Genomic DNA, 24,938 nt, shown 5'->3' with positions numbered 1-24,938 from the left:
CTCCCCGTGATCCGCGGGCCAGATCATAGAACGGTACCGTTACGTCGTCCATAGCCGTTCGGCTATCGAACTTCCGTCGAGACCGGGTCCAGGTAGAAGAGGCACTGGTCGGCATTGAACTCGCCCACCGTGGCGACGAAGCGGAACTTGTCGCCCTCGCCCACGGTCGCCTTCACGGTCAGCTTCAGGTCGAGCATGTTGACGTCCTCGTACTTGAAAGCCGGGCCGGTCGTCGTGTTCGGCCCCTTGTCGCCCGGGCCGAGCAGCAAGTCGTAACGGGTCTTTTAGCCATCGTGGGGCGCCATGTTCACGATCGAGCCGTTGAACGCGACGCTCTGGCCCTGGTGGCGGTTGGCGAAGTTCACGTTGGCCTGGTCGCAGTCGTCCGCCTTCAGCAGCGCCGCGAATTCCGGATTGTTCTGGGCGGTGATCACCTTCGGGGCGGCCGGCTCAGGCGCAGCTTCAGGAGAGGCCGAAGTCGAAGCTGGAGCCGCCTGGGCCGGCTTCTCTTTCTTCTCGCCACCGCCGCCGAGTGCCGAAGCAACGACGATCCCGCCGATCAGGACCGCGAGCACCGCCGCCCAGCGCCGATCAGGCGCCACGGGACCGGCTTCTTCGCGCGGCGGAAGTTGATGGTGGAACGAAGCATGCCCGGAGTCTGATCGACGAACTCCCAGCCGTGCCGCCGTGCTGTGCCCTCCTGCTACGGCGCGAGGAAGGCTGCCACGCCCATGTCGGCGCTCACGGTTCGGGCGGTCGCGGCGGCGGCCGTGTTGAGGGCTTCGACGGCCTCGCGCTGGGACGGCGGGGCGACGACCGTGCGGAGGGGGCGCTGGCCGGCCGGGGACTCGATCAGGGCGACGATCGCGTCGGAGACGGCGGTGGGGTCGGCCGGTGCTTCCGTCTGCAAGCCGGTGAGGGTGGCGACGAAGCGGCCGAAGCCGTCGGCGTAGGCGGCCATCCGGTCGGTGTCGGCGGCCATGACCGCGTTGGCGCCGATGTTGGTCGGGTAGGGGGCGGCGTCGACGATGATCGACTGCACGCCGAAGGGGGCCAGCTCGTGGTGCCAGGCCTCGGTGAGGCTCGCCAGCGCGGCCTTGCTCGCCGCGTACAGGCCGGAGTAGGGGATCGTGACCCGGCTGGAGATCGAGCCGACCTGGATCAGGACGCCGCTGCGCTGCTCGCGCATGTGCGGCAGCGCGGCCCGGCTCACCCGCAGGGCGCCGAGCACGTTCACGTCGAACTGGCGCTGGGCCTCGTCGGCGGTGAAGGCCTCGAGCGGGCCGGGGAAGATCATGCCGGCGTTGTTCACGACGGCGTCGAGGCGGCCGGCCGTGGCGAGCACCTCCGCGACGGCCCGATCGGCCGAGGTCTGATCCGTGACGTCCAGCTCGACGACGTTCAGGCCGAGTGACTCCAACTCCGCAGCGGCTTTCTCATTACGTCCGCGGATGTCGCGGAGCCCGGCGAACACCGTGTGGCCGCGGCGGGCCAGCTCCTCCACGGTCAAGCGGCCGAAGCCCGAGCTCGAGCCGGTCACCAGCGTGACTGCCATGACGTCCTCCTCGGTTGCAAAATGGGGTGGCACCCCGTTTCACGTCAGTACGATATGGGGTGGCCCCCCGGTTAGCAAGTCCGGGGCACCAGCGAAGGGGAGGCGTCAGTGGCACCGGAACGGCCGAGACGGGCGGACGCGCGGCGCAACTACGACCAGATCGTGGCGGCGGCCGAGGCCGAGATCGCCCGGCACGGGGCGGACGCCTCCCTGGAGGAGATCGCGCGCCGGGCCGGGGTTGGCTCGGCCACGCTGCACCGCCACTTCCCGTCCCGGCAGGCGCTGCTCGAGGCGGTGTTCCACGACCGGGTCGAGCTGTTGTGCGCCCGGGCGCGCGAGCTGGCCGACGGTCCGGACGTGGGCGCGGCGTTCGGCGAGTGGCTGCAGGCGGTCGCCGTCTACGGGGCGACGACGCGAGGGCTGGCCCGCTCTCTGCTCGGCGGTGGCGGTGGCGGTGGCGGTAGCGGTGTTCGCGAGCCGGGTCGGCCGACGGACAGCACCTGTGAGGCCATGCTGGTCGACGCCGGCGGTGAGCTGCTGCGCCGGGCCGGTGACGCCGGCGCGGTGCGGCCCGGCGTCTCCATCGTCGACCTGCTGACCCTGGTCAACGCGGTATCGCTGGCGACCGAGGGCAGCCCGGACGCGGCCGGGGAGGCCACTCGGCTCGTGCAACTGGCCCTGGAGGGTGTCCGGCCACACTGAGCGGTTTCACCTGGCCCGCGCTGGGAACTCGGCGGCTCCAACGACCTAGGGGACTGATGGCGCAGCGCGACATTATCGTGATCGGCGGCTCGGCCGGGGCCCATGCGGCGCTGCTGAGTCTGCTGGCGCAGCTGCCGGCCGATCTGCCGGCCGCCGTCGTGGTCGTCACCCATCTCGCGCCCGGGGCCCGCAGCAACCTGGCTCATATCCTGGACCGCGATTGCGCCCTGCCGGTCAGCACCGCGGTCGACGGTGAGCCCGCCCGCCCCGGCCGGGTCCACGTGGGGGTCCCGGATCGGCACCTGGTCATCAGCGCCGGCGACGTTCTCCGGCTCACCACCGGGCCGCGCGAGAACCGGACCCGCCCGGCGGTCGACGCGCTGTTCCGGGCGGCCGCCCGGTGGTGCGGCCCACGGGTCACCGGTGTGGTGCTGTCGGGGTCCCTCGACGACGGGGCGGCGGGTCTGGCCGCGGTGGCCCAGCAGGGTGGCGTGGCACTGGTTCAGGATCCGGGCGAGGCCAGGTTCCCGGGCATGCCGACGGCCGCCCGGACCGCGGTCCCGTCGGCCCGGCCGGCGCCGGCGGCGGAGCTCGGCCGCCTGATCGGCGAGATCGCCGGGCGCCCGCTCGAGGGAGTGGGAACCCCGCAGGACGAACTGATCTGGGAGACAGACATGATCGCCGAGGGCCGTGCGGAAGGTAGGACTCCGGGAGATCCCGTGGGGCTGGGCTGTCCCGAGTGCCGGGGTGGCATGTTCGCGATCCGTACCGGGCACGCCGTTCACTACGTGTGCCACGTCGGGCATTCCTGGTCGCCGCAGTCATTCGTCGCGGCCAGCGACGACGGCATCGAGGAGGCGCTGTGGACGGCCATCAGTGCCATGCAGGAGAAGGTGACGGTGCTGGGCGGGCTCGCGGCGGAGGCCGAGCGGGCCGGTGACCAGCAGTCCCGGAAAACCTACGAGGGCGAGGCGGAACGGGTACGCCGGGACATCGAGGTGGTCCGTAGCCGCGTGCTGGGCGACCCGCAGCCTCGGAGCTGAGACCTCAGGCCTCCGGCGGCTGCCGGAGCAACGTCGCCCAGACGACCTTCCCGCCGTACGCGGGCAGCGCGCCCCATCGGTACGCCATGGCGTTGACCAGCTGCAGTCCGCGCCGGCCGGCCGGGTCGGCCGAAGCCACCGGCGGCAGCACCGGCTCGGCGTCACTGCCGTCGCACACTGCCAGGATGAGTATCGGCGGCCCAGCGTGACCCGGAAATTGATCATCGTCTGGGCGTGCACGACCGCGTTGGTGACCAGCTCGTTGGCCACAACCTGGGCGCGGCCGGTCAGGTGGGCCAGATCCCATCGGCGGCACCCCTCGGAGACCAGGTCGCGGGCGTGCCGGGCGGCCCCGCTGGCCGGCAGGAGGGTGTCGTTGATGCTCGGCGTCGGCGGCCGCGGCTCGGCGTCGAGCGCCTCCTCGACCGAGTCGTAGACCGCCAGCCGGCCGTAACTGCGGGCCAGAAGCTCGGACAGCGCCGGATCGGGGGCGGCCAGCAGCATCGGGGTGCCTGGCCACAGTGACGCCTGGCGGGACGCCGCGCGGAACACCGCCGCGGCGGTGGGTTCGGCGAGGGTCGTTCCCGACAGGTCGATGACGACGACGTCCGGCTGCTCGACCAGACATTTGAGGATGGCGGTGCGCACCATGGGAGCGGAGGCCACCGACAGCTCGCCCCGAACCCGGACGAGTAGGCGCGCACCCATCGTCTCGACATCGCATCTCAGGGAAGACACCACTTCATGTTGCTCGCAATGGTCAGACACGGGGTGACAGTGACAGAACCACTGAGGTCCATTCGTCGCCTGCTGCCGCGCCGATCGCGCTGTACGGTCGAGTTTGAAGGCCTTCGACAGCGAGGCAACACCTGACTACCTTGGGCAGGAGCCTTCCGTGACATCCTTCGACTATCAGCCGGCGCGCCGGCTGCACATTGAAGATCCCAAGCCGGCCCCCGACGGCTCGATCCACGTTGGCCTGTCCGGCGAGCTCGACGGCGAGGAGAGCGAGTTCCTGCGGGCCACGATGGCGGAGGTCGTGACCCGGTTCGCGCCCGCGCCCGTTCTCATCGATGCCAGTCGACTGGATTTCCTCGACTCCGCCGGTATCCGGTCGCTGCTCAGCTGTCGCCGGATGATCGAGGAGGCCGGCTCGCGCATGTCGATGCCGTGGGTCAGCGCGGACGTCCGCCAGGTCCTGGAGATCACCGGCCTTTTTCAGATCCTCCGGGTCGAGCAGGCGGAGCCGGCTTTCCCGTCACCGAGCTGAGGTTGCCGGCTGCGGGCCTGGGTCAGGGCCCGGCGGGTCAGGAGCCGGATCAGGCGCCGCCGCTTGTTCCGCTGGGCCTCCGGGACCAGGTCCAATGGCGCGTCGAGGTCTGCGGCGGCCTCGGCCGCGGTGTTGATGGCGGCGTCGGAGAACGCCGCCCCGATCAGGGCGGCCCCGGCCGCCCGGGCCCGCACGGGACACGGCCCGGCGTTGATCAGGCCGACCGCGGCCGCGCTGACCACATCGTCGGTCACTGTCACGGCCGCCATGGTGGCCGCCTGGACGAAGCACCCAGCGCCGGGGCGGTCCTCGGCGTAACCGATGCCGGCCGCCGGCGGCGGCAACGGCAGGCGCACCTCGGCCAGGAACTCCTCCGGCCGGCGGACGGTGGTGAACGGTTCGACGAAAAAGCGGTCGGCACCCACCGTGCGCGACCCGTCCGGCCCCACCAGGTCGAACTCGCCGTCCAGGAGCACCGCGGCCACCGGCCACTCCGCGCCCGGATGCGCGTAGGCCAGGCTGCCCAGGGCCGTGCCGCGTTCCCGCACCGGCGGATGTCCCATGTTCTGCAGGATCAGGCACAGCAGGCGGCCGAGCGGACCGTCGGCCCCGCCGATCACGAACGTCCGGTGCCGGACGAGCGGCGCGATCCGCAACCGGCCGTCCGTCACGGCCAGCGTGTCGAACCCCGCGACCCGGTTGATGTCCACCACCCGGCGAACGCCCCGGGCCGAGTCGGTGAACAGGCTCTGCCCGCCGGCGAGCACCGAGGTGTGCCCGTCGGCCAGCGCGGCCGTCACGTCGTCGAGACAGGTCGCGGAGATGTGCTCCGTCGGCGTCGATTTCATCGCCTTTCCCCCTGTCGAAGGGGGCGAGCGTATAGCCGCGGATCAGTGCCCGCCAAGCGCGGTTTCCCCGCACGGGGGGATCAGATGATTGCTCGTTGGCCCGCTCGAAAAGGGGGTAGACGGGCGGGCTTGACCCCGCGGGACAGCCCGGCGGCAGCGCGCGGAGGGTGACCCACGACGGCCCGGGCCCGTGGAAGCGGCGGCGGTTCTCCGACGATCCGTACCTCTAGGCCTTGATGCAGCAGCCCTGGCAGACCTTGGGCTTGGGCAGAGTGAAGGCGAGGCAGCAGGTCTTGCGCTGAACCTCGAGCTTGCCGGTGGGGCCGGGGACCAGGTCGATCAGGTCTTCGACGCCGAGAGCGCGGTGGAGGCGGGCGATGTTGTCGGCCGAGGGGCCGGGGATGACGTCGGCCGAGCGCAGGACGGCCTGGGCGACGCCCGAGCTCACGGAGCCCATGAGGGTGCGCTGGCCGAGGCGGACGCGGCTGTGGATGGCGTCGAGCAGCGGCGTCAGATGCGCGTCGAGCAGGGACGCGCGCAGCTCGCCGAGCAGGGCTTCCTCGTCGGGGACGACGCGGACCCGCGGAAGGCCGGCGATGGCGATCGGGTCGCCCGGCAGGACCGCGATCGGCGTGTCGGCGCGCAGGCCGAGGGTCACCAGCGGGCGTGCGTCGTTGAAGTGGATGAGGACGTTGTCGCCGGTGAGCAGCGGGACGCGGCGGGCCGAGGCCCAGCCGAGCACGGCCGGGAGGGCCAGCCAGTACGTGTACGCCTTCCAGGCCAGCGCGGCGGCGGCGTGGGGCTGGGCGTTCCAGCGGCGGCGGGCGGAGTCGAGGAGAGTGTCGAGATTTTCGGTGGCGAGCGTGGCGGCGGGCACCCAGCCGGCCGGATCGGTGACGACCAGATCGGGGGCGACGCCGGGGATCTCGGTGCTCGTGCCGAACATGGCACGAAGGGTCGCGATCACCGGCGCGAGGGGGTCCGGTTTCGTGACGGAGCGTGTCACTCGGTGGAGCGCTGTGGTCACCGGGAGCTGCCCGCCCGCGGCGACATCTGGGGAGCTGCCACCGCATTCACCTCGCTAAAGCCGGGGGGCCGAAACGGGCCCGTCATGACGACCCACCGTACACCTCTAAGGGTAGGCTAACCAAGCCGATCTTTCGGACTAATACCCACAGCAAGGGTGACCTAACGTGGGGCACCCACGTTGCCAGATTCGTCAAGGTATCTGTCGGCAACGCGCTAGTAGCGCGATGCGGACACGCGCGGCGGCGACACTGAAATTCTCGTCGCGAAGGGGACATCGATGATGACCACCTCGCCCGTCGAGCGGGCCGCTGACCAATTCGTTACGGCATTGGCGCACTGGCGGGTCGAGCGCGGGATGAGCAAGAAGCAGCTCGCCGCGCGCATGGGTTTCGACCCTTCGTACGTCAGCCACGTCGAGGGCCGGCGGCACAAGCCCACCGAGGACTTCGCGCGGCGCGCCGAGGCCGTGCTCGGCGCGGGCGGCGCCATCTGGGAACGCTTCCAGGAGTACGACCAGCTGCGCCACGCCCGCAGCACGGCCCTGCACCGCGACCCGCCGGTCCCGGTGCAATGGCTGCCGCCGGGCACCGGCCTGATCGTCGAGCGGGAGGTCGCCGAGCTCACGTATGTCGACGGCACCTACCGCTGCCGGGTGCGCCGGGCCCTCTACAACGCGGGCTCGGAACCGGTCACCCGCTACCTGGTGAAGATCGCGGTCGACCGCTACCCGAACGACCCCACCGGCTCCAACCGGCACCACCGCGAGCACCCGCTCTCGTTCGACGAGATGGCGCTGGTCGCCTGTGCCGGCGAGGGCGACGCGATCGAGCCCATGCAGTGGCGGGTCAAGCTCGACCGGGACGCCTCCAAGGAGGTCTGGCTGCTGTTCGCCAACGAGCGCGGCCAGTTCGCCCTCTATCCGGGCGAGCGGACCACGATCGAGTACGCGTACACGGTCGGCGTCGAGAAGTGGGGCCAGTGGTTCCAGCGGGCCGTCCGGCTGCCCACCCGCCACCTGACCGTGCGGCTCGACTTCCCGGTGGCCTTCGACCCGCAGGTGTGGGGCGTTGAGACGTCCCTGGCGGCCGAGGTGCCGGTGCGCACTCCGATGGAACGGCACGACGAGGGCGAGCGCGCGGTCTTCGAATGGTCGACCGACGCGCCGCAGCTCAACGCGCGCTACCGGCTCGAGTGGCGGTTCCGGGGCGCGAACGCGCCGTCGTACCCGGCGGTGGCCCCGGCCACCACCAGCAACGGCAGCGGCCCGCCGCGCGGGACAGGAATCGTGCAGCGCGGCTCGGAGCTGCTGCGGCAGCGGGCCCGGCACTTCCAGCTGCCGCGCGAGGAGGTCGAGGCCCATGAGACGGTCGAGGCGCTGCTGGGCGCCCTGAGCCGGCTCGAGCAGGTGCACGACTTCACCAAGGGGGTCGGGCTGTCGGCGCCGCAGATCGGGCGGTCGGTGGCGGTCGCGGTGGTACGCCCGGCCGACAGCGCGGCCGAGCCGGTGGTGCTGCTCAACCCGCGGGTGGTCGGCGAGTCGGCCGAGCGCGATGAGCAGTACGAGGGGTGCCTGTCGTTCTTCGACTACCGCGGCCTGGTCAAACGGCCGCTGCGGATCGACGTCGAGCACGCCCGGTACGACGGCACGCGGGTGATCACGCGCTTCGAGCGGACCATGGCCCGGCTCGTCGCGCACGAGATCGATCACCTGGAGGGCCGCCTCTACGTCGATCGGATGAACGCCGAGTCGAACCTCGTGCCCGACTATCAGCGCCCGTGGGCGGTTTAACCCATTTCGGAAAAGCTGTCGTACTTGATGCGGATCGAGGGGACCTGCTGCTCGGCCAGGGTCTTCAGGGTGGCCTTGACCATCGGGCCGGAGCCGGAGACGAAGAAGTCGTGCTCGTTCCACGGGCCGTACCGGGCCACGACGTCGGAGATCTGGCCCTGCTCGCCCGGGTAGGTGGGGTCGTCGCTGCACGCGGTCACCACCGAGAGCCAGGGATACCGCGCCGCGAGCCGGTTGAGCTCGGCCAGGTCGTACAGGTCCTCACGGTTGCGGGCGCCGAAGAAGACATGCACCCAGCGGGTCCGGTTGTAGCGGGTCAGCTCTTCGAGCAGCGACTTGATCGGGGCCAGTCCGGTGCCGCCGGCCACGAAGACGGTGTCGCGGGTCGAACGCCGGTCCAGGGTCATCGAGCCCATCGGGGCGGCCAGCCGGACCATGTCGCCGACCTCGAGCCGGCGGACGAGCGCACTGGAGACCCAGCCGGCGCCGACCGCCCGCACGTGGAACTCCAGCGTGTTGTCCCGGCGGGGTGCGTTCGCCACCGAGTAGGTGCGCCACAGCCGGGGCTGGATGCGCGGGCACTCGATGCTGAGGTACTGCCCGGCCCGGAACTCCAGGGGCTGCATGGGCTGGACGGTGAAGACCGCGATGTCCTGGGCCCGGCGCTCGTGGGAGACCACCTCGGCGTACCAGTAGGGCGGGTTGGTGTCGGCCTCGGCCCCGCTGAGCATCTTGGAGGCGATGACCGCGTACGCGTCCGCCCACGCCTGGTCGTACTCGACGCTCCAGCTCTCGCCGGCGTACTGCCGCATGGCCTCGATCAAAGCGCCACCCACCACCTCGTAGTGTTCTGGTTCCACGTGGAACTTCCGGTGATCACGGCCGAGGCCGCGCAGGTACGAATCGAACTTCTCCGGGTCCTCGAGCGTCTGGACGGCGGTGACGATCGCGTTCAGCAGCCGCGACCGCTGCATGTCCATGTGGACCGGGAAGAGATCCCTCAGCTCGGGATGCGACAGGAACATCCGGGCGTAGAAGTAGCCGGCGACCTTTTCCTGATGCTCCTCGATGAGGCTCCAGCTCTCCTTGAGCATTCGTCCGAGGTCTCCCATGAATGCAGCCTGCTCACAACAGTCGGATAGGCGACGCACGGAACGTGCGACTCATCTCCATTCACGCCGTGACCCTTGACCGGAAAAGTCCGTTTAGGTGGTGCCTGGGTTCCTCGTTCGGGTGAGTAGCTTTATCGCGTGACTCTTGATCAGCAGGTGAGCCGCAAGCTCCTGACCGGCGAGATCATCATCGTTCTGCTGCTGTCGCTGGGGCAGAGCGCGATCTACGCGGTGGTGTCGCTCATCGCCAAGCTGACCGCCGGCAAACCGCTGTCCGCCCAGGCCGCCGTGCTGAACGCGTCGCAGTCGACCCGCCCCTACCTCGACCTGACCTATCAGCTGCTCGGGATCTTCTTCGACCTGATCCCGGTCGCGCTCGCGCTCTACCTGCTGCTTCGAGACCGCTTGGCCGTACGCAGTGAGCTGGGCCTGGGGTTCGACCGTCCCGCCTTCGACACGGGCTGGGGCTACGGGCTGGCCGCGCTGATCGGCATCCCCGGCCTCGGGCTGGTCTATGTGGCCTCGGTCCTCGGGCTGAACGCGCAGATCGTCCCGGCCGCCCTCCAGCCGGTGTGGTGGGCGGTGCCGGTGCTGATCCTCTCCGCCGCCCAGAACGCGATCCTCGAAGAGGTCGTCGTCGTCGGCTACCTGATGACCCGGCTCCGCCAACTCCAGATGTCACCGGTCTGGATCGTCGTCTGCTCGGCCGTGCTGCGCGGCTCCTACCACCTCTACCAAGGCTTCGGCGCCTTCGTCGGGAACGCGGTCATGGGCGTGCTCTTCGCGCTGTTCTTCCTGCGCTACAAGCGGGTGATGCCGCTGATCGTGGCGCACACGCTGCTGGACGTGGTCGCCTTCGTCGGCTACACCCTGCTCCCCGACTCCTGGCTCAACTGGCTCTGAAGTACTTGGCCGCCCGCGCGGCGGTCGCGTTGGCCGCCGCCGTGTTGGCCAGGAACGCCGCCAGCAGGCTCGTCCCCGGAAAACGACGGTTGATCGTCCGGATGGCCACCCAGGCCGCGGCCTGCGTGGTGAGAAGCCCGGCCAGACGCCAGAGCGGCTCCTTCGAGTCGTACGCGGGCCGGCGCGCCTCGGCCAGAGCGCCGAGCGCATCGTCCTTGGTCGCATGAACCCGCGCCACCACCAGCAGATCGGCCGCCCGCTCCTCATCGGTCGGGTCAAGCCCGTGCGCGGCCGCGATATGCAGCGTCAGCTCGGCATCGGTGATCGCCGCCGCCCCAAGCAGGGCAATCGGGGCATACGAGCCGGCGACCGCCCCCATGATCCCGGTCAGACTCCCGAACCGCGTGAACTGCCGCGTCGCCAGCCGCACCAGCGCCTCCGGCGTCGCCGTCGGATAGGCCTCCCGGGTGCGGGCCGCCCACTCCTGCGCCCTGGGCCCAAGCGTCTGAACAGCGGCGATGGCGAGCAGCTCGGGTGCCCGCGCGGGGTCGGCGATCAACGCCGCCCACGGATCCGTGTGGTCACTCTGGGCGGGTTCGGCTTTCGGCCGTACGGGCTTCGGGGGCGCCGCTTGCTTCGCGGGCTCGACCGGCGCTGTTTGCTCGACGCGGTTGACCGGCACCGGCTGCTTCGCGGGCTCGGCTTGCTTCGCGGGCTCGGCTTGCTTCGCGGGCTCGGCTTGCTTCGCGGGCTCGGCTTGCTTCGCGGGCTCGGCTTGCTTCGCGGGCTCGGCTTGCTTTGCGGGCTCGGCCGCGGCCGCCGGTTGAACGGGCTCCGCTGGCGCCGTTGGCTTCGCTGGTTCGGCCGGCTCCACCCAGACGGTGGCCGCCGGCTCCTCCGCCGCGACATTCACCGGCGCCTTCTCCACTGACTGCTCTCCGACGGGCGCAATCGGCTCCTGCTGTGGCGAGCTGGGCTCCTGCGCTGGGCCGGCAGGCTCCTGCTGCCGCCCTTGTGGGATCAGCTCCTCCTGCACGTGCCGAGCCGGCTCCGGCTTGGCAGTCTCAGTCGCCACCTTGCGGTTGTTGGAGTCGCCACCCTGACCGGCCGCTTTCGCTGCGCGGCTTCGGCGTGCCCGCGGGGCAGGCTTCTCAGCCGTCGTCTCGCCCTTCGCCGCCTCAGCAGCGCCTACCCCCTCAGCCGACGAACCTTCGGCCGGCGCCGTCGCCGCCTCAGTCGGCCGGGGCTCACCCGCCGCGGGCTCGGCTTCCACTGGCGGCGCGTCGGTCGGCTTGAGGGCTGTGGACTCCGGCTTAGGCGACTCGTCGGACGCCGACCGGGGCGACTCGTCGGACGCCGACCGGGGCGACTCCGCGGACGCCGACCGGGCCGATCCGGCGGACCCGGACTGGGGCGGCTCGGCAGAGGCCGGCTTGGCGGTGGGCGGCGGGGTGGGCTTGGGCTGGCGAGCCTTGCGAGGTGTGGCCTTGCGCACAGGCGGCGACCCGGTCGGCTGCTCCGCGTCCGCATGTGCGGGCGTGGCGCGCTGTCCCCGCGTACGGCCAGGGGTCTTGGAAGGCGGACGGCCGGGCGTGTCGGCCGGAGCGGGACCCCCGGATGGGTGATCTTCCGCACTGGGAGGCTGGAACGTGACCGGCGGCGCCGCCTTGGCGGCCCGGCGAGGAGGCTTCGGCTTGGGCTGCTCGGGCGTCTCCGGCTCCGCGGGAGCGCTGAACGATGGCCGCGGGCCACGGGCTCGCGGTGCACGCCGGGGCTCGCTGGGCGGGTTCTCCTCCATGCCGTGGGAGCCTAGCCGGAACGAGCACATTTCACCTGTTGGCAACCGGTGCGACCCGCCTGGCGTGGCCCTCTTTGTGCCACCCGGAGCCGGTCCGGTATTCTCAACCGTCGGCAGCCCTGTGGCTGCCGGGGAGACTTCGCCTAGTCTGGTCTATGGCGCCGCACTGCTAATGCGGTTTGGGTTAACCGCCCATCCCGGGTTCGAATCCCGGAGTCTCCGCGTGTGAAGCCGGTGTGTATGCTGGTCGAGCACCAAGGCAAGCGCCCGTAGCTCAATGGATAGAGCATCTGACTACGGATCAGAAGGTTAGGGGTTCGAGTCCCTTCGGGCGCACGTTTGAAGAAGGCCGTGACCTGCGAAAGCAGGGGCACGGCCTTCTTGCTTTCCCATTCCCGCTCGCCGACATCCCGCCTACCGGGACCGTGGTGATCCGAGGGTGATCGGCAGTTTTCCGACGGCCGATCCGGCCCTGTCTTTGCCGCCGGAGTCAGTCACTCAGGGCACCCTCCCCAAGCCGATCGATCTGACTTGATCTATGCGGCGAGTCACGCAATCGTTCGTGTACCCAGCCGGGCGCTGATGCGACCGGCTGGCACCGTGGCGAGATCGCAGGTTGATCCACGCTGTGGCAGCGACGCCGGACCTCCCGCATGCAGGGAGTCCGGCGCGTGGCCGTCTGCCCTGTCCTCGCTCCTTGCAAGGCATCCGGTTGCCGTTGGCGGCTGACCCAGAGACATGGATCGGCGCAGTTTCGCCGTCAGGCAAAGCGATCCACCTTGCCACGCCGATAGATGGAGACGTGTCGGGTGCTCGTTGTTGTCAGCGGGCTGCGGTCCCAGCCGCCGTAGCGGTCCCTGAGCTGCAGCCCGGCCAGCTGTGCCATGAGGTCAAGCTCCGCGGGGCTGACGTACCTGCGCACCGACGGAAGCATTCGCCACGTGCCATCGCTCTGAAGGCGGATCTCTTGAGAGGTGACTAACTGTCCAACAGGATCGTGAGCCTGGATGGTCAGCCGCAGGTGGCTGTCATCGACATCACGGACGATCACTTGCTGACCCTGCGCGGTGATGACGTCCGGGAAGGACGCCTCGATAGCGAAGCAACCATCGACCGTCAAGGAGTCCGCGACACTGCGGAGGCAGGCAATCTGCCGTTGGGCGGTGCCCAATAGGAAGAACGTCGAGCTGGTTACGTAGATCAACGGGAACGGCGACGACGTTGGCGGCCGGAAATTGGCCATGTCTGCGATCCGCGCGTCGATCTTGCGGTCGCCGCGATGACGGTGCAGAACGTCGATCATTTCCGGCGAGGCGTCGATGCCGCTGATAGGCACTCCCCGGTCGGCAAGCGGAAGGGCGACCCGACCGGTGCCGATACCCAGTTCCAGCGCCGGGCCGGCACCGGCCAGTTCGGCGAGCAGGTCGACCGCTGGCCGATGATCGAGGTGGCCCACGGAGTCGGAATCGTAGAACGGTGCCCACTGATCCCAGTGGGCTGCCTGCTGGTCGAAGAGTCCACAGTCGTCCATTGATGACCTCTACGTCATACGTAGATGGGGTGACAGGTTCCGTCGAAGGTGTGTCGAGCGCCCTCACGGCGCCTTGGGAGTCGTTAGGTTGCCGCGGTGACCCCGAGCCCGGGTCGGTGGCTAGTGGACGGGGATCAGGGCCCGGCTCCGCATCACCCGATCTTGGAGGTACGGCGCGTGGGATATCTGGGACTTCTACGGCAGCGGCCGGTTCTGGTGCTGTGGAGTTCGGCCGCGCTCAACGTCCTCGGCGATCGGCTCTACGGGCTCGCGATCATGTGGGTCGTCTACGAGGCGACCGGGTCGGCGGTGTGGATGGGTATCGCCGCGGTGGTCGAGTCGCTGCCGTACATCTTGATCGGGACGTTCGGCCGGGGCTTGATCGCCCGATTCTCGTCGTTCGGTGCGCTGGGCTGGCTGGACGCCGGCCGCGCCGCTGTTGCCTGTGCGGTGCCGCTGCTGTGGACGCCTGGCCGGTCGGGTATCGCCGTGCTGCTGGTATTGGTCTTCGCGCTCGGTGCCCTCGGTGTCCTGTTCGACCCGAACCTAGGTGGTCTGGTCCCCGATCTGGTCGAGCGGGACCAGGTGCGCCAGGTTACCGCGCTCCTGGATCTGACCAACCGGATCGCCGTGGTTGCCGGACCCGGCTGCGTCGGATTGATCCTCATGGTCGTCTCCGAGGTCCAACTTTTCGCGCTGGACGGTGTCACGTTCGCTGTCTCGGCGATCGCGATGTGGTGGCTACGCGGGCACACCTGCCGTGCCGCACGGGCGGTGACGCCGGGCACCGCCGCCGCGCCGCCCGGTCGTACAGAGCCAGTCGCGGCGTGGCCAGTGCTGCGCCGGAACCCCGACATCGCGGTCGCGGTCGGCCTGCACGGGATCGGGTTCTTCGTCGCAGCAGTGTCCGCTGTAGGGCTGCCAGCCTTGCTCGCGATGCGGCTCGGGCAGGGCGCGGCCGGGTACGGGCTGGCGTTGTCCGCCGTCGGCGCCGGTGCGCTCGCCGGGAATCTGCTCATCGGGAACCTCAACCTGGGCCGATGGTTGACGGTGTACTGCGGCGCTTGGTCGGTGACCGGGCTGGCGCTTATCGGATACAGCGTCGCACCGACGCTGCCGGTGTTGTTGGCCGTCGGGTTCGCCGCCGGCCTGGCCACCCCGGCAGCTGCGGTCACCCTGCGGACCAGGCTCGCCGGATTCGCCCCGGCGCAACGGCTGCGCCTGCTCACGGTCGACCAGACCGTCATCCGGACCACCGGAACCGTCGGCATGCTGACCCTGCCCCTCGCCGTCGACGCGGCCCCAAAGACCGCGTTTGCGGGCGCAGGCCTGTTGCTGATCACCGCGGCGGCCGCCACGGCCATCGCCGGGCGGCGGGTGGCCGTCGATCAGGTCATGGCGAGCGCCGAGCCGGCGGCAAGCAGCGCGTCCTGATTGGGCCCGTCCCGCAGCCGCGAAGGCGGCGGGACGGGTTGATGGTGTGCCCTGACGCTCAGGCCGTTGCGCCGGCGGTGAGCACGGCCGCCGTGTCCGGTACCTCGGTTGCGGTGAACCGAGCGACGTCCGGTCGGTATAGGGCGAATGCAGCGGAGTCGTCAAGACCGACGCTTCCCGTCCCCAGGATCCTGACCACGTCCTCGTCGGCATCGATCAGCCGTGTGAGACGGCGATCGCTGACCATCCGGCGGGGTTAATGACCGGCCGTCAGCGCATCGAGATGCTCCTTGAAGGTTGCCGTGAGGCTGTCGAGAACCGCACGGCCCTTGTCGACGGAGGCGCTCGATGGCACTCCGATCACTCCAGTCTCGGTGTACCCGGCCATGCCATAGACCAGAAGAAGCTTGCGTTCCCGGGCGCGGTGATCGCTATCCTCGACTCCAGGCTTCACCAGTTCGGGGGCGACGTGGCGTAGCACCGAGACTTCAAGCTCACCGGCGTGCATGTCGTCGTGGCTATTGCTACCGAGGCCGGCCGCCTGCCGAGCGACGTTCCAGTCCTCGCGTGCCGGGAACAGGGTCATCGTGGGCCCTGCGACGTTCGCCTCCTGCACGATGTTGCCGAGCACGTAGTTGCCGCCGTGCCCGTTCACCAAAGCCAGCCGCTCGATCCCTGATAGCCGAAGTGAGCCGAACACGTCGGAGACGATCGCGCTCAGCGTGGAGTGACTGATGCTTACGGTGCCGGGCCAGGCGCTGTGCTCGTGCGAGCAGGAGATCGTCACTGGAGGAAGCAGGAACAGGTCGTACGCAGCAGCGACGCGCTCGGCGATCGAGCAAGCGACGACGGTATCGGTCGCCAAGGGTAAATGGGCGCCGTGCTGCTCGAAGCTTCCGACTGGTAGCACCGCGACTTTCGCCCCGCGCCTCCGCTCGTCGGCGCTTGTGGCGTTAGGCAACAGAGTCATGAGTCAAGCGTTGCAGGACTCCGGACGTCCCGATAGAAGTCGGTGAACTACGCGACGGCGCAAACGCCCTTCCGCGCGAAGCCCTGACCATCTGCACCGCCCGTTGTTAGTGCCTCTCGCCGCCCGACCCGTGCAGCGCGTCGGGCCTGCGTTCCTGTTGCGGAAGCTACGCGGCATCGCGAGGGATGAGCTTGGCGGCCGCGTCGGCGTTCGGCCGCCGCAGCTCGAGGATAACCGACGTGTAGGTGTCGGAGGTGAGGCCGATGGTGGAGTGGCCGAGGACTTCCTGGATCTCTTTCATGTCGGCGCCGCCGTGGCGTAGGTAGGTGGCGGCGCAGTGGCACAGGTCGTGGAGCCGTACCGGGGGGATCCGCTGACTTTGACGAGGCAGTCGAACCGGCTTCGCTCTTGACTTTGCGGATGAGTCAGGGGTTCGAGTCCCTTCGGCCGCGCTTCACCGCAGGGCGAGCGTCGCGTGGACCTGGGCGAGTTGTGTGGTGGCGGTGAGCATCGCGAGGTCGGCGCCGGGAACGTACGGCTCGTCCGAGTGGTCGTCTTCGTTGATGTTGGTTTGATAGTCGACCAAGCAGATCTGGTAGAGGCGTTCGGCTTCGGCGGTGAGCTCGGCCGCGCGGGCAGCATGCTCGTCAGCAGTCATGTCGATCATGGTGTCATCTCGGCCGGTCCTCGCCCCGTTCGGCCAGTTCGTCGCCGACGGTGAGGCGGGCCGCCACCGCGACCTGAGCCCGGCCGGTCCGGCCATTGTGGAAGAGCGGCAAGGCTTGATTCGGCGCTCGCCCCCTGGGTTGTTGATGTAGCGGAGTGCTCAGCGGCGCCGGCAAGGGCGTCGGTTCGGAGGCGGTCGTGGAGTTGCAATTGTCCGCGCGGGTGGGCCGGGCCTGCACCGTGGTGCACGTGGCGGTCAAATAGACATGAGCACCGCCCCTCAACTCGATGACTTCCGTCAGCAGGTTGCTGACGGCGGCGCCGAGCGGGTGGTGCTGGACTTCAATGACTGAGCTTGTCGAGCGCGGCCAGGAAACCGGCGCGGTCATCCTCGGCGAGGTCGGCCAGCAGGGTCTGCTCGGCGGCGCGGATGTCGGCCTGCACGGCTTGGTGGAGGGCGCGGCCGGCCGGCGTGAGACTCAACAGGCGGACGCGGCGGTCGGCGGGGTCGGGGTCGCGGGTGATCAACCCCCGGCGCTGCAGGTCGTCGAGGACCGGGATGAGGCGGGTCTTGTCGGCGTTGATGGCGGTGGCCAGGGCGGCCTGGGTGCGCGTGGGCCGCTCACGCAGGGCGCTGAGGACGGCGTAGGCCCACATCGCGATGTCGTGGCGGGCCAGGATCGGCTCCTCCATGGCGATCAGGCGCCGGGTCAGCCGTACGGCCATGGCCGCCAGATCCGCCCGCTCGCTGTCGTCACCCACGGGTCTCACTCTTTCATGGCTTGACAGATCGTAAGCTAACGCAGACGATAAGCGCATGCCTACTATCAAGTTCGGAATGATCGGCCTCGACGTACGGGATCTCGGACGGTCGATCGAGTTCTACCGGCTTCTCGGCCTGGACATGCCGGAGCCGCCTCCCGACCGGCCCTTCTCGCTCTACCGGATGCCGAGCGGAGTCAGTCTCGTGCTGGCCGAGGGTTTCGCGGCGCTCAACGACCCCGACTGGGTGCGCCCGGAGCGCGGCTACCAGCAGTTCCTGGAGTTCTTCGTCGGTGATGACGCGGCGGTCGACGCCGAGTGGGCCAACTGACCGCGGCCGGCTATCACGGGCGGATGGCGCCCAGGAAGACCGCCGGGCCCTACGCGGCGATGATCGACGACCCGGACGGCAACGTCGTGCTCATCTCCTCCGACTCCGATCCGGCCTCGTAGCTACGCTGGTCGGCATGGAGGACCGGCTCGGCGCCGAGTGGGAGTCGCATCGGCCCGCGGTCTTCGGGGTGGCCTACCGGCTGCTGGGCAGCGTGGCCGACGCCGAGGACGTGACCCAGGACGTGTGGCTGCGGGCGTCCGCGGCCGAGCTCGCCGGCGTCACGGATCTGCGGGCCTGGCTGGTGACGGTGGCGGCACGACGGGCGTACGACATCTTGAAGAGCGCCCGGGTCCGCCGGGAGACCTATGTCGGGCCGTGGCTGCCCGAGCCGCTGCTGACCGGGCCCGACGCGGCGCAGCCGGTGCTGGTGGACGAGTCGGTGAGCACCGCCATGCTGCTGATCATGGAGGAGCTGAGCCCGCCCGAGCGGGTGGCCTTCGTGCTGCACGACGTCTTCGGGATCGGCTTCCCGCGGATCGCCGAGGTGCTCGGCGTCGCGGCGCCCAACGCCCGGCAGTACGCCTCGCGGGCCCGGCAGCGGGTGGCCAAGGCGAAGGAGTCCGCGCCCCAGGCGTCGAAGGCGGAGCGGCAACGTGTCCTCACGGCCTTCCGCGCCGCGTATCAGCAGGGCGATCTGGCCGGGCTGGTCGCGCTGCTCCATCCGGAGATCGTCTATCTCACCGACGGGGGCGGCGAGGCCTTCGCGGCCCGCAAACCCATTCGCGGCGGCGTACGCGTCGGCGAGGTCCTCCTGCGTGTGAAGCGCCAGTGGCAGCTGGGGCGGGTCCAGGTGGCCGAGGTCGGCGGCGAGCTCGCCCTCGTGTACTACCGGGACGGCCACGTCTACTCGGTCGACACCATGGAGATCGCCGGGGGCCGCGTCACCGCGTACCGCCGGGTCATCAATCCTCGAAAGCTCGGGGCCGTCACACCCCGGGGGGCTACCTCGTCTCCCTGAAAAGACGAAGGAGCACACCATGCAAGCCGTCATCGTCCGGGATCGCACCACCGGGCTGTCCCTGGCCGAGCTGCCCTACCCGCACGCGGCCGAGAACGACGTCGTCGTGCGGGTGCACGCCGCCGCGTACACCCGCACCGAGCTGGACTGGCCGACCACCTGGACCGACCGCGCCGGCCGGGACCGGACGCCGAGCGTGCCCGGCCACGCCGTGTCCGGTGTCGTCGCCGAGCTGGGCTACGGCACCACCGGCCTGACCGTCGGCCAGCGGGTGTTCGGCCTGACCGACTGGGCCCGCAACGGCACGCTGGCCGAGTACACGGCGGTGGAGGCCCGCAATCTCGCCCCGCTGCCGGCGGACATCGAGCACACCGTGGCCGCCGCGCTGCCCATCTCCGGGCTGACCGCCTGGCAGGCCCTGTTCGACCACGGCCACCTGGCCGCAGGCCAGACCGTCCTGATCCACGGCGTCACGGGCGACGTCGGCTCGATCGCCGCGCAACTCGCCCGCGAGGCCGGCGCCCGCGTCATCGGCACCGGCCGGGCCACCGCCCGGGACCGGGCCCTCGCCCTCGGGGCCGACGCGTTCATCGACCTGGAGAGCGACCGGCTCGAGGACGCCGGCGAGGCCGATGTCGTCCTCGACGTGATCGGCGGCGACATCCTCGACCGCTCGGCCGCCCTGGTCCGGGCCGGCGGCACGCTGGTCAGCATCGTGACGCCGCCCAAGACCCTGCCCCGCAACGGGCGTGCGGTCTTCTTCGTCGTCGAAGCGGATCGCGCCCGGCTCGCCGACCTGGCCGCACGCGTGCGCGACGGCCGCCTCAAGCCGCTGCCCAACCCCGTGCATCCGCTCGCCGAGGCGCCCGCTGCGTTCGCCGCCGGCCGGGCCGTCATCAAGGTCGTCGAACCGGTGTGACAGTCTCCGCCCAGCCGGACAGGTAGGGGGCATGGACCACCAAGCAAGCGAACAACGGTTCCGGGCGCTGCACCAGGACACGTTCGCCGACCTGCTCCGCTTCGTGCAACGGCGGGTACCGGACGACGAGGCCGAGGACGTCGTCTCGACCGTGTACCTCACGGCCTGGCGACGCCTCGGCGATCTGCCCGAGGACGCCCGGCCGTGGCTGTTCGCGGTCGCCCGCCGGGTCATGGCCAACCAGACCCGGGGCTGGTTGCGGCGAAAGGCCCTGGATGTACGCCTGACGTCAACCGAAAAGCCGCAAGGGCACGACGAGTCGCTCGGCGCGGCCGCCCGGCTCGACCTGCAGCGGGCCTGGCGCACGCTGAGCGCGGCCGACCGCGAGGCGCTCGCGTTGGTCGGCTTCGACGGCCTGACCGCCGAGCAGGCCGCCACCGTGCTCGGCTGCCGCCGTTCGACGTTCGCGATGCGCCTCTCCCGGGCCCGTCAGCGGCTGCAGGCCGCCCTCGAACCGGCCGACACCCGCCCCACCCTTCAGGAGCAGTCGTGAACGACATCAAGTTTCTCGATCCGGCCCTCGGCCACGAACCCACCCCGGAGCAGTGGGCCCGCTCCCGAGCCTTCGTCGAGCGCACCATGGCCGAGCGCCGGGTCCCGGCGCGGAGGGGGCGGATGCTGACCGTCGGAGCGGTCGCGGCGGCGGCCGGTGTGGTGGCGGCGGTCGTCGTGCCGGCGGTCCTTCCCGGTGCGGGCGAGAAGGCGATCGCCTCGTGGACCGCCATGCCCAGTGCCCGTACCGGCGAGCAGGTCATGCCCCAAGCCGCCACGTGCGGGGCCGGCGACACCGGCGGCCCGCCGGGGAAGGTGAGCCCGTCCGACGTGATCCTGGCCGAGCAGCGCGGCGACATGACCCTGCTCATCCTGCGCAAGAACAACGGCGCGCTGGTCGAGTGCCTGAGCGTGGACAAGGACCGGTTCGCCTCGATGGGCCTGACCGACGGCGTCACCCCACCGCCCGCGGCCGCCCCCGACTCGGTGACTCTGGAGACCCGCAGCTCGGCCGGCGACGGCGACAACCTGTGGTCGAACATCGTCGGTCTGGCCGGCCCCGAGGTCACCGCCGTCGAGATCCGGCTCGACCGGGGGAAGACCTTCCAGGCCAGCGTCCGCAACGGCTGGTGGGGCGCCTGGTGGCCCGGTCCCGAGGGTGGCGACGGCCCGGACACGTTCACCGTGGTCGTGCACACCGCCCGCGGCACCACCGAGCTGCGGCCGTCCCAGCTGCCCTGACGGGATAGATGAATTCCTCTGCCCTCTGTTACCGTACGCGGCGGTCCAGTTCCACTGTGTACCAACAACGGGGAGAGTGTGTCATGGCAACGCGTTGGGCAAAACGAGTAGCAGCCGCGGCTTTCGTGACCGCCGGCATCGGTGGCTTCCAGTTGGTGGCGGCGGGCCCGGCCTCGGCCGACCCGCTGGTCTCCATCCTGGCCAACCCGGTCTGCACCAAGTCGGTCACCTACCAGGGCGCCCTGGTTCCGGCGGCCTCCAACGGCTCGGTGAACTGCGGCATGGTCCGCGGCGCCAACAGCGACGGCGTCCGCCGCCTGCAGGACACGCTGAACGACTGCTACAAGTCGGCGCTCCAGGCGGTCGACGTCTACCCGCTGACCATCGACGGCGACTTCGGTGGCAACACCGAGAAGGCGCTGAAGAAGGTGCAGAGCGTCGCCGGCACCGGCGCGGACGGCATGTACGGCCCGCTGACCCGCAAGGCGATCAAGCACGTCGACCCGGACTACGGCGACCCGTGCCGCCGCGTCAGCTGATGTAAAAATGGGGGCCGGTTTTCACCGGCCCCCATTTTCTTGCTTCAGGAGCGGTTGAAGCGCGACGTCGACCAGAAGTAGCCGAGGATCGCCAGACCGGCGCACCAGGCCACCGCGAGCCAGCCGTTGTGCCCGATCCCGGTGCCGAGCAGCAGGCCCCGCAGCGTCTCGATGGCCGGCGTGAACGGCTGGTACTCGGCGATCGGCTGAAACCAGCCGGGCATCGACTCGACCGGGACGAAGGCGCTGGACAGCAGCGGCAGCAGGATCAGCGGCATCGCGTTGTTGCTGGCCGCTTCCGCGTTCGGGCTGACCAGGCCCATGCCGACCGCGATCCAGGTCAGGGCCAGGGCGAAGAGGACCAGCAACCCGAAGGCGGCCAGCCACTCGAGGAGCGTGGCATCGGTCGAGCGGAAGCCGATCGCGACGGCGACGGCGCCGACCAGGATCACGCTCATCACCGACTGCAGCACGCTGCCGATGACATGCCCGACGAGCACCGATCCCCGGTGGATGGCCATCGTCCGGAAGCGGGCGATGATGCCCTCGCTCATGTCGTTCGAGACCGAGACCGCGGTGCCGATCACGGTGCTGCCGATGGTCATCAGTAGTAGCCCGGGAACCAGGTAGGCCAGATATCGGGAGCGGTCGGGTTCACCGTGGGTTATGCCGGCGCTCAGCGCGTCACCCAGGATGAAGACGAACAGCAGGAGCAGCATGATCGGCGTGAGCAGCAGGTTCAGCGTCAGGGACGGGTAACGCCGCGCGTGCAGCAGGTTCCGGCGCAGCATCGTGGTCGAGTCCAGGGCGAGCGAGCTCATCGGGCAACCTCCGTGTCGGTGCTGGTCAGGGTGTCGGTGCTGGTCGGGGCTTCGGTGCTGGTCAGGGCGAAGAAGACGTCGTCCAGGTCGGGGCTGTGCACGCTCAGCTCGTCGGCCGCGACGTCGGCCGCGTCGAGCCGGTCGAGGATCGCGCGCAGGTCGCGCTGGCTGCCGCCGCTGGGGATCTGCAGGGTCAGGGCGGTGTCGTCGCCGACGGCGCCGGGCAGGGCCGTGCCGGCGGCCTGGTAGGCGGCCGGGTCGGTGAAGCGGAGCAGAATGTGCCCGCCCGGGACGAGCCGCTTGAGCTCCTCGGCCGTGCCCTCGGCCACGATCTTGCCGCCGTTGAGCACGGCGATCCGGTCGGCCAGCTCGTCCGCCTCCTCGAGGTACTGCGTGGTGAGGAAGACGGTGACGCCGCCGGTGACCAGCTCGCGGATGATCTGCCACATGTTGTGCCGGCTGCGCGGGTCGAGACCCGTGGTCGGCTCGTCCAGGAAGATGATCCGCGGCCGCCCGACCAGGGTCATCGCGATGTCGAGGCGGCGCTTCATGCCACCGGAGTAGGTGGACGCCGGCTTCGAGGCGGCCTCGACCAGGTCGAAGCGGGCCAGCAGGTCGGCCACGACCCGGCGGCCCTCGGCCCGCGGCAGGTGGTGCAGATCCGCCATGAGCAGCATGTTCTCCTCTCCGGTGATCAGACCGTCGACCGCCGAGAACTGCCCGGTGACACCGATCGCGGCGCGAACCGCCTGCGGCTCGGCGGCCAGGTCGTGACCGCCGACGCGGGTCTCGCCGGAGCCGGCCCCGGCCGCGACGAGAGTCGAGAGGATCTTCACCGCGGTCGTCTTGCCGGCCCCGTTCGGGCCGAGCAACGAGAAGATCGTTCCTTCCGGTACGGCGAGGTCGATGCCGTCGAGCACCACCTTGTCCCCGTACGACTTGTGCAGACCGCGGGCCTCGATAGCGAAGTTCGTCATGACTGTCCCTTTCAGAGGCTGCGGGCGACGATGTCGCCGTAGCCGGTGGTGGCGGTGATGTCGAGGACGGCGGCACCGTCGTTGCGCAGGTCGTTGCTGATCCGGCCGTAACCGGTGCCGGCGTCGAGCGAGGCCGACACGCCGGGGGCGGCGAGGACCGTGATCGAGCCCGCCTGCGTCCGGAGCGCGACGGCACCCCGTACGGCCTCGGAGATCTGCACGTCGCCCTTGACCGTGGTGATCTCGGCCGGCCCGGTCAGCCGGCCGATCGCCACGTCGCCGGCCGAGGTGGTGGAACGGACGCTCGCCGCCTCGTCGAGCTTGATCTCGCCCAGGGCGCCCTCGAAGACGACGTCGCCCAGCCGGCCCACGCCGCGCAGCTCGGCGCTGGCCGCTTTGGCCTCGACCCGCGAGCCGGCCGGCAGCTGGACGGTCACCTCGATGAAGCCGGAGCTGCCGAGCAGCTGGTTGCGGGCGGCGGCCGCGATCCGCAGAACGCCGTCGGCGTACTCGACCGTCGTCTCCTCGGCGACCTTGACGTCCCGGCTCTTCGAAGCGTCGGCCGGCCGGACCTCGACCGTGGTGTCGGCCCGGTCGGCGGCGATGAACTGAACTCGCCCGGCCGGGATGTCGAGGACGGCGGCGATCGGGGCGGGGGTCTCGAACGTTGTCATTGCCTGCTCCTTGCAGTCGTTGTTTCCGATGCAGGAAACGCTACGTTGCGTTCAAGGATTAGGCAATGTACTTGTTGCACTGAGTTATAGTTTTGCCAGCTCAAGACCGGCTAATCGTTGCACTAGAGTGGCGATCAACGCAACGTTGCGTTGCATTGGGCCGAAGTGAACGCTAGGCTGACACCGATCCAGTGAAGGGAGACGGCATGCCTGGAGGCAGGCTCACCCAGCAGGAACGCCAGCAGATCGCGCTGGGCCTGTCCGACGGCCTGGCGTACGCGGAGATCGCCCGCCGCCTCGACCGCCCCACCTCGACCATCACGCGCGAGGTCATGCGCAACGGGGGCCCCACCGGCTACCGCTCCGACCTGGCCCACCGCGCCACCGAACGCCGCGCCCACCGCCGCCGGCCACCCGCCGCGGGCAGCCCGGCCACCCCACCAACGCCCGGCCGCGACCCCGCCGCCCTGCTCGAATATCAGGAAACCTTCACGACCCTGATCATGTCGCAGGGCCTGCCGAAAATGACCGCCCGCATCCTGACCTGCCTGTTCACCACCGACGAGGGCAGCCTCACCGCCGCCGAGCTCGTCCAGCGCCTGCAGGTCAGTCCCGCTTCTGTCTCCAAAGCCGTAGCCCTGCTCGAAGACCTGACCCTGATCCGCCGCGAACGCGACGACCGCCGCCGCGAGCGTTACCGCGTCGACGACGACGTCTGGTTCCAGTCCATGCTGGCCAGCGCCCAATCCAACATCGACCTGGCCAAAACCGCCCGCGAGGGCATCCCCATCCTGGGCCCCGGCACCCCCGCCGCCGTGCGCCTGGAAAACGTCGCCCGCTTCATGGACTTCGTCGCCGAAAGCATCATCCGCGCCGCCGAACAGGCCCGCGACATCCTCTACACCAAGCCCACGGATCAGGTGGGCGGCAGCGGCGACAACCGCTGAACAG

The 24,938-nt window shown here is 70.1% G+C and carries 27 protein-coding genes, 2 tRNA genes and 2 pseudogenes; 15 read left to right on the top strand and 16 right to left on the bottom strand.

Annotated elements, in window-relative coordinates:
• Positions 1 to 62: 62 nt before the first annotated feature.
• Together AB0J66_RS23680 and AB0J66_RS23675 are read right to left on the bottom strand one after the other, a co-directional pair.
• Positions 63 to 575: pseudogene (locus AB0J66_RS23680) on the bottom strand (DUF4839 domain-containing protein).
• 128 nt (positions 576 to 703) lie between these two features.
• On the bottom strand, positions 704 to 1,555 hold the full coding sequence (locus AB0J66_RS23675) for an SDR family oxidoreductase (protein WP_364664305.1): 852 nt from the start codon (positions 1,553 to 1,555) through the stop codon (positions 704 to 706).
• 108 nt (positions 1,556 to 1,663) lie between these two features.
• Between AB0J66_RS23675 and AB0J66_RS23670 the strand changes: the two genes are divergently transcribed.
• Both AB0J66_RS23670 and AB0J66_RS23665 read left to right on the top strand, forming a co-directional pair.
• Entirely contained in the window at positions 1,664 to 2,257 is a 594-nt protein-coding gene (locus AB0J66_RS23670; RefSeq protein ID WP_364664303.1) for a TetR/AcrR family transcriptional regulator, read from the top strand.
• Positions 2,258 to 2,313: 56 nt separating this feature from the next.
• Positions 2,314 to 3,300 carry a chemotaxis protein CheB gene (locus AB0J66_RS23665; protein ID WP_364664301.1) on the top strand — a complete coding sequence of 329 codons (987 nt, stop codon included), beginning with the start codon at positions 2,314 to 2,316 and terminating at the stop codon, positions 3,298 to 3,300.
• A gap of 4 nt (positions 3,301 to 3,304) precedes the next feature.
• Here the strand turns inward: AB0J66_RS23665 and AB0J66_RS23660 are convergent, their stop codons facing one another.
• The gene (locus tag AB0J66_RS23660; protein WP_364664772.1) at positions 3,305 to 3,478 is read right to left on the bottom strand and encodes a hypothetical protein; all 174 of its coding nucleotides are present in this window, start codon (positions 3,476 to 3,478) and stop codon (positions 3,305 to 3,307) included.
• A gap of 335 nt (positions 3,479 to 3,813) precedes the next feature.
• Positions 3,814 to 3,951: pseudogene (locus AB0J66_RS23655) on the bottom strand (ATP-binding protein); the annotation flags it as partial.
• A 190-nt stretch (positions 3,952 to 4,141) separates the two neighbouring features.
• Here AB0J66_RS23655 and AB0J66_RS23650 point away from each other — a divergent pair.
• The gene (locus AB0J66_RS23650; protein WP_364664298.1) at positions 4,142 to 4,570 is read left to right on the top strand and encodes an STAS domain-containing protein; all 429 of its coding nucleotides are present in this window, start codon (positions 4,142 to 4,144) and stop codon (positions 4,568 to 4,570) included.
• Here AB0J66_RS23650 and AB0J66_RS23645 read toward each other — a convergent pair.
• Entirely contained in the window at positions 4,519 to 5,418 is a 900-nt protein-coding gene (locus tag AB0J66_RS23645; RefSeq protein WP_364664296.1) for an FAD binding domain-containing protein, read from the bottom strand. The two genes, AB0J66_RS23650 and AB0J66_RS23645, sit on opposite strands and share 52 nt — an antisense overlap.
• A 226-nt stretch (positions 5,419 to 5,644) precedes the next feature.
• Positions 5,645 to 6,364, bottom strand: coding sequence for a ferric iron reductase (locus tag AB0J66_RS23640; protein WP_364664293.1), 720 nt, complete (start codon positions 6,362 to 6,364; stop codon positions 5,645 to 5,647).
• 363 nt (positions 6,365 to 6,727) lie between these two features.
• On the opposite strand from AB0J66_RS23640, the gene AB0J66_RS23635 reads away from it, so the two are divergent.
• A complete protein-coding gene (locus AB0J66_RS23635; RefSeq protein ID WP_364664738.1) occupies positions 6,728 to 8,236 on the top strand; it encodes a peptide deformylase in 1,509 nt (502 codons plus the stop codon).
• Here AB0J66_RS23635 and AB0J66_RS23630 read toward each other — a convergent pair.
• A complete protein-coding gene (locus AB0J66_RS23630; protein ID WP_364664290.1) occupies positions 8,233 to 9,348 on the bottom strand; it encodes a globin domain-containing protein in 1,116 nt (371 codons plus the stop codon). The genes AB0J66_RS23635 and AB0J66_RS23630 overlap by 4 nt on opposite strands.
• Positions 9,349 to 9,486: 138 nt before the next feature.
• On the opposite strand from AB0J66_RS23630, the gene AB0J66_RS23625 reads away from it, so the two are divergent.
• Positions 9,487 to 10,251 (top strand): CPBP family intramembrane glutamic endopeptidase, encoded by a 765-nt coding sequence (locus AB0J66_RS23625; RefSeq protein WP_364664288.1) that lies wholly within the window; start codon positions 9,487 to 9,489, stop codon positions 10,249 to 10,251.
• Here AB0J66_RS23625 and AB0J66_RS23620 read toward each other — a convergent pair.
• A complete protein-coding gene (locus tag AB0J66_RS23620) occupies positions 10,238 to 11,287 on the bottom strand; it encodes a hypothetical protein (protein ID WP_364664286.1) in 1,050 nt (349 codons plus the stop codon). The genes AB0J66_RS23625 and AB0J66_RS23620 overlap by 14 nt on opposite strands.
• Positions 11,288 to 12,181: 894 nt before the next feature.
• On the opposite strand from AB0J66_RS23620, the gene AB0J66_RS23615 reads away from it, so the two are divergent.
• Positions 12,182 to 12,271, top strand: a tRNA-Ser gene (locus AB0J66_RS23615).
• A gap of 41 nt (positions 12,272 to 12,312) precedes the next feature.
• Positions 12,313 to 12,385 (top strand) — tRNA-Arg (locus AB0J66_RS23610).
• A gap of 424 nt (positions 12,386 to 12,809) precedes the next feature.
• On the opposite strand, the gene AB0J66_RS23605 is transcribed toward AB0J66_RS23610, so the two are convergent.
• Positions 12,810 to 13,580, bottom strand: a complete 771-nt coding sequence (locus tag AB0J66_RS23605; protein WP_364664283.1) for a class I SAM-dependent methyltransferase — start codon at positions 13,578 to 13,580, stop codon at positions 12,810 to 12,812.
• Positions 13,581 to 13,676: 96 nt separating this feature from the next.
• On the opposite strand from AB0J66_RS23605, the gene AB0J66_RS23600 reads away from it, so the two are divergent.
• Positions 13,677 to 15,014 carry an MFS transporter gene (locus tag AB0J66_RS23600; protein WP_364664280.1) on the top strand — a complete coding sequence of 446 codons (1,338 nt, stop codon included), beginning with the start codon at positions 13,677 to 13,679 and terminating at the stop codon, positions 15,012 to 15,014.
• A 256-nt stretch (positions 15,015 to 15,270) separates the two neighbouring features.
• Here AB0J66_RS23600 and AB0J66_RS23595 read toward each other — a convergent pair whose 3' ends face one another.
• From AB0J66_RS23595 to AB0J66_RS23580, 4 genes are all read right to left on the bottom strand, one after another.
• Positions 15,271 to 15,984, bottom strand: coding sequence for a creatininase family protein (locus tag AB0J66_RS23595; RefSeq protein WP_364664277.1), 714 nt, complete (start codon positions 15,982 to 15,984; stop codon positions 15,271 to 15,273).
• Positions 15,985 to 16,150: 166 nt separating this feature from the next.
• Positions 16,151 to 16,330: a hypothetical protein gene (locus AB0J66_RS23590; protein WP_364664735.1), complete on the bottom strand. Its 180-nt coding sequence runs from the start codon at positions 16,328 to 16,330 to the stop codon at positions 16,151 to 16,153.
• 108 nt (positions 16,331 to 16,438) lie between these two features.
• Positions 16,439 to 16,642, bottom strand: coding sequence for a hypothetical protein (locus AB0J66_RS23585; RefSeq protein WP_364664275.1), 204 nt, complete (start codon positions 16,640 to 16,642; stop codon positions 16,439 to 16,441).
• A gap of 350 nt (positions 16,643 to 16,992) precedes the next feature.
• On the bottom strand, positions 16,993 to 17,412 hold the full coding sequence (locus AB0J66_RS23580) for a MarR family transcriptional regulator (RefSeq protein WP_364664273.1): 420 nt from the start codon (positions 17,410 to 17,412) through the stop codon (positions 16,993 to 16,995).
• Between the two features lie 55 nt (positions 17,413 to 17,467).
• Here AB0J66_RS23580 and AB0J66_RS23575 point away from each other — a divergent pair, with 55 nt between their 5' ends.
• The 6 genes from AB0J66_RS23575 (at position 17,468) to AB0J66_RS23550 (ending at position 21,515) form a co-directional block, all read left to right on the top strand.
• Complete coding sequence (locus tag AB0J66_RS23575) at positions 17,468 to 17,743, top strand: hypothetical protein (protein ID WP_364664271.1); 276 nt, start codon at positions 17,468 to 17,470, stop codon at positions 17,741 to 17,743.
• Positions 17,744 to 17,879: 136 nt separating this feature from the next.
• Entirely contained in the window at positions 17,880 to 18,764 is an 885-nt protein-coding gene (gene sigJ / locus AB0J66_RS23570) for an RNA polymerase sigma factor SigJ (RefSeq protein ID WP_364664268.1), read from the top strand.
• A gap of 19 nt (positions 18,765 to 18,783) precedes the next feature.
• Positions 18,784 to 19,683: an NADP-dependent oxidoreductase gene (locus tag AB0J66_RS23565; protein ID WP_364664266.1), complete on the top strand. Its 900-nt coding sequence runs from the start codon at positions 18,784 to 18,786 to the stop codon at positions 19,681 to 19,683.
• A gap of 31 nt (positions 19,684 to 19,714) precedes the next feature.
• Complete coding sequence (locus AB0J66_RS23560; RefSeq protein ID WP_364664263.1) at positions 19,715 to 20,236, top strand: RNA polymerase sigma factor; 522 nt, start codon at positions 19,715 to 19,717, stop codon at positions 20,234 to 20,236.
• Entirely contained in the window at positions 20,233 to 20,976 is a 744-nt protein-coding gene (locus AB0J66_RS23555) for a hypothetical protein (RefSeq protein ID WP_364664261.1), read from the top strand. The genes AB0J66_RS23560 and AB0J66_RS23555 overlap by 4 nt, the downstream gene beginning before the upstream one ends.
• A gap of 125 nt (positions 20,977 to 21,101) precedes the next feature.
• Positions 21,102 to 21,515: a peptidoglycan-binding domain-containing protein gene (locus tag AB0J66_RS23550; RefSeq protein WP_364664259.1), complete on the top strand. Its 414-nt coding sequence runs from the start codon at positions 21,102 to 21,104 to the stop codon at positions 21,513 to 21,515.
• A 44-nt stretch (positions 21,516 to 21,559) separates the two neighbouring features.
• Here the strand turns inward: AB0J66_RS23550 and AB0J66_RS23545 are convergent, their stop codons facing one another.
• From AB0J66_RS23545 to AB0J66_RS23535, 3 genes are read right to left on the bottom strand one after another with little or no spacing between them, the layout of a single operon-like run.
• Positions 21,560 to 22,336 (bottom strand): ABC transporter permease, encoded by a 777-nt coding sequence (locus tag AB0J66_RS23545; RefSeq protein WP_364664256.1) that lies wholly within the window; start codon positions 22,334 to 22,336, stop codon positions 21,560 to 21,562.
• Positions 22,333 to 23,313 (bottom strand): ATP-binding cassette domain-containing protein, encoded by a 981-nt coding sequence (locus AB0J66_RS23540; RefSeq protein ID WP_364664253.1) that lies wholly within the window; start codon positions 23,311 to 23,313, stop codon positions 22,333 to 22,335. Before AB0J66_RS23540 ends, AB0J66_RS23545 begins: the two co-directional genes overlap by 4 nt.
• A gap of 11 nt (positions 23,314 to 23,324) precedes the next feature.
• Positions 23,325 to 23,987 carry a DUF4097 family beta strand repeat-containing protein gene (locus tag AB0J66_RS23535; protein WP_364664249.1) on the bottom strand — a complete coding sequence of 221 codons (663 nt, stop codon included), beginning with the start codon at positions 23,985 to 23,987 and terminating at the stop codon, positions 23,325 to 23,327.
• Between the two features lie 206 nt (positions 23,988 to 24,193).
• Between AB0J66_RS23535 and AB0J66_RS23530 the strand changes: the two genes are divergently transcribed.
• Positions 24,194 to 24,934 carry a helix-turn-helix domain-containing protein gene (locus AB0J66_RS23530; RefSeq protein WP_364664246.1) on the top strand — a complete coding sequence of 247 codons (741 nt, stop codon included), beginning with the start codon at positions 24,194 to 24,196 and terminating at the stop codon, positions 24,932 to 24,934.
• The last annotated feature ends 4 nt before the right edge of the window (positions 24,935 to 24,938 follow it).

Source organism: Actinoplanes sp. NPDC049598 (assembly GCF_040675435.1).
Classification (GTDB): Bacteria; Actinomycetota; Actinomycetes; order Mycobacteriales; family Micromonosporaceae; genus Actinoplanes.
The sequence above is the reverse complement of the archived record's forward strand: the minus strand, read 5'-3'. Positions and strand labels throughout refer to the sequence as shown.

Coding starts and splice junctions, on each gene's coding strand:
- AB0J66_RS23640 (WP_364664293.1), bottom strand. CDS start 6,364: ATGTTCGGCACGAGCACCGAGATCCCCGGCGTCGCCCCCGATCTGGTC.
- AB0J66_RS23540 (WP_364664253.1), bottom strand. CDS start 23,313: ATGACGAACTTCGCTATCGAGGCCCGCGGTCTGCACAAGTCGTACGGG.
- AB0J66_RS23605 (WP_364664283.1), bottom strand. CDS start 13,580: ATGGACGACTGTGGACTCTTCGACCAGCAGGCAGCCCACTGGGATCAG.
- AB0J66_RS23575 (WP_364664271.1), top strand. CDS start 17,468: ATGCCTACTATCAAGTTCGGAATGATCGGCCTCGACGTACGGGATCTC.
- sigJ (WP_364664268.1), top strand. CDS start 17,880: ATGGAGGACCGGCTCGGCGCCGAGTGGGAGTCGCATCGGCCCGCGGTC.
- AB0J66_RS23675 (WP_364664305.1), bottom strand. CDS start 1,555: ATGGCAGTCACGCTGGTGACCGGCTCGAGCTCGGGCTTCGGCCGCTTG.
- AB0J66_RS23545 (WP_364664256.1), bottom strand. CDS start 22,336: ATGAGCTCGCTCGCCCTGGACTCGACCACGATGCTGCGCCGGAACCTG.
- AB0J66_RS23535 (WP_364664249.1), bottom strand. CDS start 23,987: ATGACAACGTTCGAGACCCCCGCCCCGATCGCCGCCGTCCTCGACATC.
- AB0J66_RS23630 (WP_364664290.1), bottom strand. CDS start 9,348: ATGGGAGACCTCGGACGAATGCTCAAGGAGAGCTGGAGCCTCATCGAG.
- AB0J66_RS23635 (WP_364664738.1), top strand. CDS start 6,728: ATGACCACCTCGCCCGTCGAGCGGGCCGCTGACCAATTCGTTACGGCA.
- AB0J66_RS23595 (WP_364664277.1), bottom strand. CDS start 15,984: ATGACTCTGTTGCCTAACGCCACAAGCGCCGACGAGCGGAGGCGCGGG.
- AB0J66_RS23530 (WP_364664246.1), top strand. CDS start 24,194: ATGCCTGGAGGCAGGCTCACCCAGCAGGAACGCCAGCAGATCGCGCTG.
- AB0J66_RS23645 (WP_364664296.1), bottom strand. CDS start 5,418: ATGAAATCGACGCCGACGGAGCACATCTCCGCGACCTGTCTCGACGAC.
- AB0J66_RS23585 (WP_364664275.1), bottom strand. CDS start 16,642: ATGACTGCTGACGAGCATGCTGCCCGCGCGGCCGAGCTCACCGCCGAA.
- AB0J66_RS23560 (WP_364664263.1), top strand. CDS start 19,715: ATGGACCACCAAGCAAGCGAACAACGGTTCCGGGCGCTGCACCAGGAC.
- AB0J66_RS23665 (WP_364664301.1), top strand. CDS start 2,314: ATGGCGCAGCGCGACATTATCGTGATCGGCGGCTCGGCCGGGGCCCAT.
- AB0J66_RS23565 (WP_364664266.1), top strand. CDS start 18,784: ATGCAAGCCGTCATCGTCCGGGATCGCACCACCGGGCTGTCCCTGGCC.